Genomic DNA, 10,520 nt, shown 5'->3' on the forward strand with positions numbered 1-10,520 from the left:
GCAGGCGCTAGCCTAGCGCGAAGGCAGACCAAGATCATCAGCCATTGCACCCAAAAAGTACTCTTGAACTAATAACGACAGAGAGCCGTGCTTACAGCCGTAATAAAAAACAGAGCGACGGCCCCAAGCAGCGTTTCCTTGTATACCGCTCACGCTAGCGAAAGTCGGCGCTTGCGTCGTCGCCTCTAATGACCCACGGATTAAACCCGGCTGACGAAATAGCCAACTGCCTAGTGAGCGTTCACCCAGACGCTCCAACCGCTGGCCCTTGAGCTGCGTGAGCGGGGCGACCGAGCGTGCCACCACCCAGGGAGTTTCATCCAAGCAGAGCGCTACTTCCCGCAGCCAGGCGTACCGTTTGGCACCAATGCCCAGCGCCTGCGCCTCATCCTGTTGCGGCCAGCCGACGCCCTGGCGTAGCAGCCTTACACGAAACGGCTTATCTCCCCCCGCTGCCATTAAGCGTGCAGTTAACGAGTCGGTGGAGGCAACCCACTGCCACCAGGAAGCACTCATCGCCGGGCGCGCCGCATCAATCGGGCGCCAGCGGGAAAATAGAGGAGTTTGCCGAAAAGCAGCAGCCGTCACCGAGTTCTCCTGGGCAATTAACGGGCTGGCTAGTGTAACATGAGGCATTGGAGGCTTTGGTTTTAGCGACTTTTTTCATAAAACGGTTGAGCGCCTCTCATTATTGGCAGCCTTTTTTTAGTCATTTTTTCTTTAGCAACTCTTTTGGTGTCTGCATGCCCGCACCCCAAGCACAAAAACCTTCGTTTCACGCTGCGCTGGTGATTATTGGCACCGGTATGGCAGGGGTTGGCCTTGCGCGGGCGCTGCGCCGCCTGGGCGACCCACGCTCAATCACGCTGGTGAGCGCAGACAGCGGTGATGACTACAGCAAGCCGTTACTCTCCACCGGCTTCGCCAAAGGCTTGGAGCCTGACCAATTGGCCCAGCGGAGCGCCAGCGAACTGGGCGAAGAGCTTAATGCCGAGCTGGTTATCCACACCCAGGTAAGCGCACTGGATGTGGATAACCAAAAAGTTTTTCTTGAAGATGCCACTGTGCTTGGCTACGACACACTGGTACTGGCCACCGGTGCTGCTCCACGGGTGCCCTTCACTCTCGATCCCAGCGTGGCGTCACGCTGCTTTACGATCAATGACCTAGACGACTACCGCCGCTTCTATAAAGCGTTGGGCCACGGCCCATCCCGGGTAGCAATCATTGGCGCTGGGCTGGTTGGCTGTGAATTTGCCAACGACCTCCACGCCGGAGGCCATTCGGTCAGCATTGTCGCCCCCGAAGGAACCCTGCTTCCTCGCTTGCTGCCACCGCCCTTGGGCATTGCCCTAGGCGACACCTTTAGCGAAGCAGGTATCCAACTTCACCTTGGCCGTTCAATTGTTTCAATAGCCGCCGAAAGCAGTGATCACATCGCATTGCGCTTGGACAACGGCGACAGCGTCAGTGCTGATCTCGTGCTAATGGCCACCGGTCTGATACCCCGCACGGCGCTTGCCGAGGCCGCTGGCTTAAGCGTATCGCCTAGCGGCATCGTCGTTGATCGCCAATTACGCACATCGCACCACAATATCTACGCTCTGGGCGATGTAGCCTGCGTGGACGGCGTTAATGCCATGTACGTACAGCCGCTGCAAGCCAGCGCTAAAGCTTTGGCAGCAACCCTTTCAGGCAAACCCACGCCGGTTAGCTTCGGCGCTTGGCCGGTGGTGGTTAAAACGCCGCTGTTACCGGTGGTTGCCTACCCACCAACGACCACCCCGGAGCGCTGGCGAATTGAAGGTGAAGGCGGTGATATCAGTGCCTTGGCTGAAAATAAAGACGGACGTTTGATTGGTTTTGCGTTGACAGGTGGCTGCGTGAGAAGGAAAGTGGAGCTTTCCAGAGCAGCACCTACGCTGCTAGGCTGATTTTCGTCGCGTTCACGACTAGGCTAGAGAAGCTAACCTAATCGGCTACGCACCCAACAACATGCATTTGTTTGATTTTTATTAACAAGGGGAGATTCCTTATGCGCAAACCTGAACTCGCTGCCGCCATCGCTGAAAGTGCCGACCTATCCAAAGATAAAGCAGGCCAAGTGCTAAACGTTATTCTGGATGAAATCACCAACAGTTGTGCCAAGGGCGAAGATGTCGCGCTGATTGGTTTTGGCACCTTCACCGTACGTGAGCGCGCAGCGCGTACCGGCAAAAACCCACAAACCGGCGCTCCGCTGCAGATCCCGGCCAGCAAAAACGTTGCCTTTAAACCAGGCAAAGGACTTAAGGACGCCGTTTCCTAATGAAGCTCAAGCTGACGCTGTGGCTGCTGGGCGTACTGCTCAAACGCGCCTTGCGCCGCAAACCGCGCTTTCGTGAACAGTTAGAACGCATTCGCGGCCTGGACTGGGGTATTGCCACGGAAGATCTAAGCATTTCCCGCCACTACCGGATGACACCGAAAAGCATCAGCACCGGTAAGGGATTGCCAGTGGACTTGGATCTTGAGCTGCGTTTCCGTGATCAGGATACCGCATTGAAAGTGCTCAAAAAGCCAACTCAGCAAGCCTTTCTTGACGGCATGATGGACGGCAGCGTGCGCTTGGTGGGTGACTCCGCCGATATGAATAAGCTGCAAAAACTACTCAAGTACTTGTAGCGCTTCACTAACGATGGACATACCTCATCAGCGCCTTGTGTACTTTCGCGTTACCCTGGAGTCTGGCTCAGTGCGCCGCGCAGCGGCGCGCTTGGACATAGCTCCCTCGGCGGTTAGCCGGCAGATAGTGTTGCTGGAAGAAGCCCTGGGAGCCACCCTGATGGAGCGTCAGCGTGACGGCATTTCGCCTACCCCGGTAGGCGAAATGCTGCTTGAGTACTGCGAACGTCGCGGTGCCCTTGATGAAGGCTTTATTGCGTCACTTGAATCCTACCAGCGCCTGGAAACCGGTAGAATATCGCTCACCGTCGGTGAAGGGTTCGTCAGTGATTTAGTAGCGTCCCCGCTACATGAGTTCACCCAGCTTTACGCGGGTATCCAGCTCGATATTCATATCGCCGGCACCTCGGGCATTATTGAAGCCGTGGTCGATGATCACAGCCATATCGGCCTAATGTTCCATGAACGCACCCATCCTCAGCTTCGCTTCTGGGCCTCCAGCCCCCAGCCGCTGATGGCTATTTTGTCGCCAGACCATCCCTTGGCCAACCAGCCTGCGCCGCTCTCTCTCGATCAACTGAGTGCCGAGCCCATGGCGATGTGGGATGCCAGCCACGGGGTGCGCCAAATGGTCGATCAGGCCTTTCAGCAAGCGCGGATTGCGCCGCGCCTGGCAATGAATACTAACTCTATGGTGGTGCTGGCACAGTACGTGCGCAGTGGCATGGGCATTACCCTGCTACCCGCGTTTGCTGTCGCCCACGACCTAGAGCTCGGCACACTCGTGGCGCGCCCGGTAGATAATCCGCTTTTTCAGCGCTCCCAGGCCCACATGGTCACCCGGGTAGGCCGCCAACAGCCTAAGGCATGCATACTATTGCTGCGCCATTTGCAGCGCTGGATGCAGGCGTTCCGCGATGTGAATTAGCGTGCAGTCGCAGGCAGCCCCACCACCGTCGCCCCAGCGGTTACGCTTTTTGTGACAATCGCCCCAGCGCCAATTCGTGCGCCCTCACCTATTTCAATATTGCCGAGTACAACGGCGTTTGCACCCAAAAAAGCATTCCGCCGTATTTTGGGGTGTCGATCACCATTAAGCTTACCCGTACCCCCTAATGTGACGCCCTGAAAAAGCGTTACACCATCCTCCACAATCGCTGTTTCACCAATCACAATACCTACGCCATGGTCGATAAAGATGCCTTTACCGATAGGCGCTGCAGGGTGAATATCGACGCTAAACTTACTGCTACTGCGAAATTGCAGATAGCTTGCCATGCTCTTTTGGTCGGATTGCCACCATGCATGACTAATACGATGGCACTGCAAGGCGCGATAGCCCGAAAAATACAGCAGCGGCGTAAAAGGCTCTGGAATCGCCGCGTCTTCTCGCAGCAATACCTGAAGATCTGCCAGCGCAGACTCGACGATCAGCGGATGGCTTTCTAGTACCGCGTACGCCTGCCAGTGCAGACGCATAAGGTATGTGCGATGACGCCAATGTCTCCGCGATAACAGCGGCTAGTGCCGAAGAAAAATCGCAATGATCAAGCACCGCGTGGCGGTAATAATCGGCGAGCATCGGCTGCGAGTGCGAGGCTTCAAGCGCGGCCGACCGAACGTCTTGCCACAATGCTTCGTGTTGAGCGTTAATGGTTTTGGCGGCTAAGCCTGCATTTGTGACCATCGCTGGCTTCCTCAAGCAGAAATTTGGGAAAAGCGTAGCAGGGTTCCACCTAACACTTCTGGCGGTATATCGATCTCGTTTTCAGTGAGCCGTACAAATGGAAGAGCGTGCTCACTCCAGTGTTGAATAGCCCTCTCGATATCATGACAAGCCAGCGTCAACGCCACGGCTCTGGCAGGTGTCGCGGGGATACCCCTTAATATTTCAAAGTGCTCGCTGATGGCTTGGCAGCTTAGCAAATGGCAGTTTCCCTTTTCCGTTTGAATCTTGAAACCACCTCGCTGAGGAGTCACTGCATCTTCGCCATGAATATGCCGAAAGTGATCTATATCATGGGCTGGATTATCTGAGACATACCAAACATCGGTTATCGACGTTGCCGTATTCGCGTGCTGTTCAAGAGTAGGATCGGTGCGAAACAGCTCAGGGCGTAATTGCTGACATAAAAATTGGGTAAGAAAGGGCTGTGCAGGGCTATGCAGAATATTTAATGCTACGCCCACCTCGACATCGCCACTGTCGAGATGCGCCAGTCGGCGAAACTCAATAGGCGAGTGGCCTTTAAAACCACGCGCAGACAACAGCGCATGATCCGTCGTCATAGCTTCACTCTCTAATGCCAGCATGGCGATCCCTTCGCCTATGGTTAATCGAGCCTCAACCACTTTCGCAAATTGAAAGCCATTAATATCGCGGTAATCCGTTAGCTCTGGATGAGCAATGCCAATCAACTCAATGAAGTTATGGCGTAAAAACAGCAGATGGTTATCGGTGCCCCAGGGATGGCTATGGCGCGGATTTAGGGTAAACCCCAGTGCTGTCGCGCGCTCGGCTGCCACATCTAAATCGGCTACCGCCACTAAGGGATGATCAATACCAAAGCTCATTGCAGTAACTCCTCACAGTGCCGGAGCGAAGCGCCCCAGCAGATTAGCCTAATACCCTCAGGTGCCGCTCGATAATCAACCGACACCACTGCCGTAACCAAACGCGACGCTGGCCTCGGGCGCGGTTTCCACCCAGACGCTTTGTGGCACGGTGTATTCGCGCAGGCCATCCAGGCCGCTGGAGCGGCCAAAGCCGCTGTCGCCAAAGCCGCCGAACGGCGACATGACGCTGATCGCTTTGTAGCTATTAATCCATACCGTACCCGCACGCAGTTGCCCGGCGACGCGATGCGCCCGCGCTACATCTTGGCTCCACACCGCACCCGCCAAGCCAAATCGCGTCTCATTGGCGAGTTGAATGGCCTGGTTCTCATCGTCAAACGCCATGGCGACCAGCACCGGGCCAAACACTTCTTGCTGGGTGATCTCCATATCCGGCGTGACATCAACCAGCACGGTAGGCGCGATAAAGTAGCCCTGGGCTTCATCTGGCAACCCTGCTGGGCGCTTGCCACCCGTCAAGAGCCGCGCGCCCGCGGCGACAGCGGCGTCAATCATTCGCGTCACTTGCTCAAACTGACGGTGGTTCTGCAGTGGCCCCATGCGGGTGCCTTCGTCGCTAGGTAAGCCCACTGGAATCTGCTCTGCTGCACGTGCCAAGCGGGTGGTGACCTGCTCAAACACCGAGCGCTCAATCAATAAGCGCGACCCTGCCACACAGCTCTGGCCAGCGGCGGCAAAAATGGCCGCCTGGGCACCCGCCACCGCTTCATCCAGTTTGGCATCGGCAAACACGATATTAGCCGACTTGCCCCCAAGCTCTAGAACGCTGGGCACCAGCCGCCGTGCGCCCGCCTCGGCAATCATACGGCCACTCTGGGGCGAGCCCACAAACACCAGCTTGCTAATGGCCAGGTGATCGGTCAGCGCCGCACCGGTCGTTTTGCCCAGCCCGTTGACGATATTGATCAGCCCTTTAGGGAGCCCGCCGCTTTCAAGTAACTTGGCAATCACCACTGATGAGAACGGTGTTAACTCAGAGGGCTTCAATACGGCGGCGTTGCCTGCGGCAATGGCCGGGGCCAGTTGCCAGGCGCAGGTAAACATCGGCGCATTCCAAGGAGTAATTTGCCCCACTACGCCGTACGGCACATGGCGCACATAGTTAAGGTGCGAGGTAGGTACCGGAATCACTTCGCCATGCTGTTTGTCGCACCAGCCCGCGTAGTACTCGAACATCTCGCGCACTTTGCCGACTTCAGCGCGGCAGTCTCGAATCGGCTTACCGGCAACGACACTTTCCAACTGCGCCAGCGCCTCTTCATGGCCCTCCAGACCGCGTATGGCGGCATTCATGCGTCGACCGCGCTCGCTGGCGGTCAGCGCCATCCATTCGCGCTGCCCACGCTCAGCCGCTTGGGCGGCACGCTCAATCAACCCAGCGCCTGCGTCTCGATAACTCACCAGCGTTTCGCCGGTGGCCGGGTTAGTCAGGGTGATCGCATCCCCTTCCCCCGCGACTAATTCACCATTAACCCAGTTACTCAGTGGCGTGGCAGCGGCTAACCCGAAACCTTCGAGCAGTTCGGTAAGATGATCACTAGCGTGTTGGCTGAGTGCGTTCATTGGTTGCCCTCCGCTTGAGTAGCACGTGCTAAAATCGGCGTGGTGATATGGTTAAAGTCGTCACTATCGGCGGGGTGATCGGCGTTCCCGTGCCAGGCATCAACAACGGCTTGTAACAGCAGCAGTGGAATACCCAGTTGCTCAGCGGCATCCCGCGCCAGACGCAGGTCTTTACGCATCAAGCCGGTGGTAAAGCCTGAGTCGAAACGTTCACTTAGCACCCACTCGGGGAAATTCACTTCGCTAACCGCGCTGCGTCCGGAGCCACTATTGAGCCCCGCCAAACAGGCGGCGGGTTCAACGCCTGCTTTGGCTGCCATGGCGACTGCCTCTGCTGTGGTCAACAAGTGCGCCGCACACAGGTAGTTATTGGCCAGCTTCACCACATGGCCGCAGCCTGGGCCGCCCACACGGGTGCGCTTGGCCGACATCGCTTCCAGCATCGGCATCACCCGCTTGATGGTAGCTTCATCGCCGCCCAACAACATACCAAGCTTGCCGCTGGCCGCGCCTTTTGGGCCGCCGCTGACCGGGGCGTCCAGCCACTCAAGGCCCGCTGCGATGACGCTTTCAGCCAGTTCGCGACTAACCTGAGGATCACTTGTCGACGTATCCACAATCACACTGCCTTTCGGCGCTAGGCTGAGTAAGCCCGGTGATTGCTCAATCACCTCGCGCACATGGGCGGAAGTCGGCAGCGACAGCAGGTACACATCGCTTGCAGGAAGTTCTTCGGGCGCCACGACTGGTACCCCCTGGGCAGCGAGGCGCGACCGCGCCTGCTCAAATAGATCGCTACCCGTCACTTCAAACCCTGCTGCTTTGAGGGTGAGCGCCATATTGCCGCCCATCTGCCCCAGCCCAATGACCGTAATGGTTAAAGACATCCTAAAACTCCCTATAGCGCTTTTTGGGTAACGTGGCGCCGTGTTCGGTGTTGATATTTGGCGTAGACGCTCCCCTACCCATTGGGCATCAGAGAGCGAATAACGCTGGTTGTTTAGGTTTAACGTTTGATTTAGACGAGCAGTGCGCTTACCAGCTCCACCCAGTAGCGTGCGCCTAGCGGCAATAGTTCATCGTTAAAGTCATAGCGCGGGTTGTGCAGCGACGCAGACGCCTCGCCGTTGCCCATCCAGATATAGGCACCAGGGCGCTCGGTAAGTAGAAACGAGAAATCCTCAGAGGCCATGCTGGGCGGCGGGTTACGAATCACATTCTCGCTACCGAGTATGCTCTCCAGTACCGTGGCGCAGTGCTGCGCGTTTTCAGGGGTATTGATAGTGGCGGGATAGCAGCGTTGGTAATCCAGCTCAACGGCCAAGCCATGAAACTCCGCCAAGCTGGCAATCGCCTGCTTAAAGCGCGCCTCCAAATGCTCTTTTAGCGTCATATCAAAGCAGCGCAGCGTGCCACGCAGCGCTACCTGCTCGGGAATTACGTTGAAGGTGTCCCCCGCATTGATACTGGTAATACTCAGCACGGCAGATTTGTCCGGGGGTGTTTCGCGACTCACCAGCCCTTGCAGCTGGCTGATCAGTTGGCAGCTCGCCAACACCGTATCAGTACCTAAGTGCGGCATCGCCGCATGGCAGCCTTTGCCGGTCAGCGTTAGGCTAAAGATGTCAAAGGCTGCCATCACGTCGGTATCGTGCACCGCGGCAACGCCTACCGGCAGACCCGGCCAGTTGTGTAGGCCGTACACCGCATCCATGGGGAAGCGCTCGAACAGCCCCTCTTCGACCATCACCCGCCCGCCGCCGGCATTCTCTTCAGCAGGTTGAAAGATAAACACCACACGCCCTTTAAAATCAGGCTGCTGCTTTAACGCCCAGGCGGCGCCCAGCAGCATGGTGGTGTGGCCATCGTGGCCGCAGGCGTGCATCTTGCCAGGTGTTTGTGAGGCGTAGGCCAGCGCCGTCTCTTCGCGAATATCCAGGGCGTCAATATCGGCCCGTAGGCCGATCGTTTTACCTTCTCCCTGTTGTCCATCCAGAGTGGCCACCACCCCCGTGCCAGCAATACCGGTGGTCACTTCAAAGCCCCACTCAGTCAGCAACTCGGCAATGCGTGCGCTGGTGCGGTGCTCCTCAAACGCCGTTTCCGGGTGCTGGTGAAAATCATGGCGCCACGCTTTGAGCTCTGCGCTATCCGGTAAGTCTACTGAAGCAGTCATCGTCTTATCCTTAAAGCATCATGTGGGCGACAACGGCAGAGCCAATAAAGGTGCCGGTGAAGACCAACAGGGCCACAATTACCAGCTTCCAGCCGGTTTGCTTGAACATGGCAAACTCACGGCCGGTCAGTGCCAGCCCGGCATAGGCCAATACCGGCGTCACTACCGCTAAGAAATCCACCTCAGCTAGCCGTGCGATGATCCAGCCATTACCCGGGAAGAAGGGCAACGTTGCGATAATGCTCACCAGCGACACCCAAGCCACACTGGGTAGATAAAAAGGGCAAAATCGCCCAATCACCAAACCGATAATGACCATCACATACAGAATCAGCATACCCGGCAGCGCATCTAACAGCGGCGAGCCGTTGACGATATTGCTAAACCACGCCGCCACACACACCGCTGCCAGTACCAACGCGGTTTTACCCAGCTGATTTTCTGGGCGTAGCTCTTTTAACGCCTCAGCGTCGAATTGATCGATCGGGCTCTCATGAGTTTTCATGGCTAACCTCCTGGCGCGAACCTTTTAAGCGCTTGTACATCCACTCGGTGATCGGTAGCGCGATAAATAGCGAGATATACAGACCGGTAGCGTAGGTAAGCAGGTTGCTTGCCCCGGCAAAGGCGAGTAGTTCGTCTTTGGATGCGGGTACCGCTTCGGCCAACGCAGCCGAACACGCCGCCACCATACTGCCGCTGCCCACCCCGCAGGCCATGGCCAAGGCACGAATATCGAGAATATCCAGCGAGGCGATATAGCCCGCCATTAAGGCAAAGTAGAGCGTACCGAACATGGTGCCCACGACGTAAACGCCCATAATGCCAATACCTTCAGGGCTTCTTAGCCCGTAACGGTCTGAAATAATGGCAATATTGGGCTCACGGGCGATAGAGTAGGTGGCACCGATCGCTTCACGGCCCATCTTGAGCACTAATACCGCAAAGGGTAGCGCGATCAGCATGGTGCCCAGATTGCCCAGTTCCTGGAGAATCAGCGCAGGGCCGGCAGCTATGATCTGCTCGATCGCTGGGCCAATGGTGGAACCGAATTTGGCGATAAACGGCAGGATGGCGATCAGGATGATCGGGCCGGCGGCGTTGCTGACCGGCTTGGGAATGACCTTGCCCATTGTCGAGAAAAGGTGGGGGTTAAACAAAACGCCAATCACAAAGGCGTAGAGCAGTGGTAGTAATAGCAGTGTTCCAGGCCCAAGAGGGATACGTACGATGCCGATCCACTCGGCAAACATCGACGTCACGATCACCGTTAGGTGAAGACGCCAGTCCAGCAGCAGTTTGAGATCCATAGGAGTGTCCCTGTTTTTTTTAGAGTCACCCCGAGTATCGAAAGGTTACTGTTTCAATCATAGGGCTTTAGTGCGCTATTTTTTAGAACACTCAACCGTTGAGCGCTGAGGTAGCGACATCCAACGCTCACACATTTATACTAAAGTCTAATAAACACCTATAAGAGCTT

At 56.6% G+C, this 10,520-nt stretch carries 12 protein-coding genes and 1 pseudogene; 4 read left to right on the forward strand and 9 right to left on the reverse strand.

Annotated features, from left to right (window positions below; translation table 11 throughout):
- Window positions 1-12: 12 nt before the first annotated feature.
- Window positions 13-636: a chorismate--pyruvate lyase family protein gene (locus tag ACFIOZ_RS21650; protein ID WP_386081224.1), complete on the reverse strand. Its 624-nt coding sequence runs from the start codon at window positions 634-636 to the stop codon at window positions 13-15.
- Window positions 637-743: 107 nt separating this feature from the next.
- Between ACFIOZ_RS21650 and ACFIOZ_RS21655 the strand changes: the two genes are divergently transcribed.
- From ACFIOZ_RS21655 to ACFIOZ_RS21670, 4 genes are all read left to right on the forward strand, one after another.
- Window positions 744-1,934: an NAD(P)/FAD-dependent oxidoreductase gene (locus ACFIOZ_RS21655; RefSeq protein ID WP_386081226.1), complete on the forward strand. Its 1,191-nt coding sequence runs from the start codon at window positions 744-746 to the stop codon at window positions 1,932-1,934.
- A gap of 101 nt (window positions 1,935-2,035) precedes the next feature.
- The gene (locus tag ACFIOZ_RS21660; protein WP_064232353.1) at window positions 2,036-2,308 is read left to right on the forward strand and encodes an HU family DNA-binding protein; all 273 of its coding nucleotides are present in this window, start codon (window positions 2,036-2,038) and stop codon (window positions 2,306-2,308) included.
- On the forward strand, window positions 2,308-2,664 hold the full coding sequence (locus ACFIOZ_RS21665; RefSeq protein WP_386081228.1) for a hypothetical protein: 357 nt from the start codon (window positions 2,308-2,310) through the stop codon (window positions 2,662-2,664). Before ACFIOZ_RS21660 ends, ACFIOZ_RS21665 begins: the two co-directional genes overlap by 1 nt.
- A 13-nt stretch (window positions 2,665-2,677) precedes the next feature.
- Window positions 2,678-3,592 (forward strand): LysR family transcriptional regulator, encoded by a 915-nt coding sequence (locus ACFIOZ_RS21670; RefSeq protein ID WP_386081230.1) that lies wholly within the window; start codon window positions 2,678-2,680, stop codon window positions 3,590-3,592.
- Here the strand turns inward: ACFIOZ_RS21670 and epsC are convergent.
- The 8 genes and pseudogenes from epsC to ACFIOZ_RS21710 all read right to left on the reverse strand — a co-directional run bounded on the left by epsC (window position 3,589) and on the right by ACFIOZ_RS21710 (window position 10,350).
- Window positions 3,589-4,143, reverse strand: coding sequence for a serine O-acetyltransferase EpsC (epsC, locus tag ACFIOZ_RS21675; protein ID WP_386081232.1), 555 nt, complete (start codon window positions 4,141-4,143; stop codon window positions 3,589-3,591). The genes ACFIOZ_RS21670 and epsC overlap by 4 nt on opposite strands.
- Before the next feature lie 58 nt (window positions 4,144-4,201).
- A pseudogene (locus ACFIOZ_RS21680) lies at window positions 4,202-4,351 on the reverse strand (hypothetical protein); the annotation flags it as partial.
- Between the two features lie 11 nt (window positions 4,352-4,362).
- On the reverse strand, window positions 4,363-5,238 hold the full coding sequence (locus ACFIOZ_RS21685; RefSeq protein ID WP_386081234.1) for a VOC family protein: 876 nt from the start codon (window positions 5,236-5,238) through the stop codon (window positions 4,363-4,365).
- Between the two features lie 75 nt (window positions 5,239-5,313).
- Entirely contained in the window at window positions 5,314-6,864 is a 1,551-nt protein-coding gene (locus ACFIOZ_RS21690; RefSeq protein ID WP_386081235.1) for an aldehyde dehydrogenase family protein, read from the reverse strand.
- Entirely contained in the window at window positions 6,861-7,751 is an 891-nt protein-coding gene (locus tag ACFIOZ_RS21695; RefSeq protein WP_386081237.1) for an NAD(P)-dependent oxidoreductase, read from the reverse strand. Before ACFIOZ_RS21695 ends, ACFIOZ_RS21690 begins: the two co-directional genes overlap by 4 nt.
- A 131-nt stretch (window positions 7,752-7,882) precedes the next feature.
- Window positions 7,883-9,040: a M20 aminoacylase family protein gene (locus ACFIOZ_RS21700; RefSeq protein WP_386081239.1), complete on the reverse strand. Its 1,158-nt coding sequence runs from the start codon at window positions 9,038-9,040 to the stop codon at window positions 7,883-7,885.
- A 10-nt stretch (window positions 9,041-9,050) separates the two neighbouring features.
- Window positions 9,051-9,545, reverse strand: a complete 495-nt coding sequence (locus tag ACFIOZ_RS21705; RefSeq protein WP_386081240.1) for a hypothetical protein — start codon at window positions 9,543-9,545, stop codon at window positions 9,051-9,053.
- Window positions 9,532-10,350, reverse strand: coding sequence for a DUF3100 domain-containing protein (locus tag ACFIOZ_RS21710; RefSeq protein WP_386081242.1), 819 nt, complete (start codon window positions 10,348-10,350; stop codon window positions 9,532-9,534). Before ACFIOZ_RS21710 ends, ACFIOZ_RS21705 begins: the two co-directional genes overlap by 14 nt.
- Window positions 10,351-10,520 lie beyond the last annotated feature (170 nt).

The sequence above is a fragment of the Vreelandella sp. F11 genome, assembly GCF_042466685.1.
GTDB lineage: Bacteria > Pseudomonadota > Gammaproteobacteria > Pseudomonadales > Halomonadaceae > Vreelandella.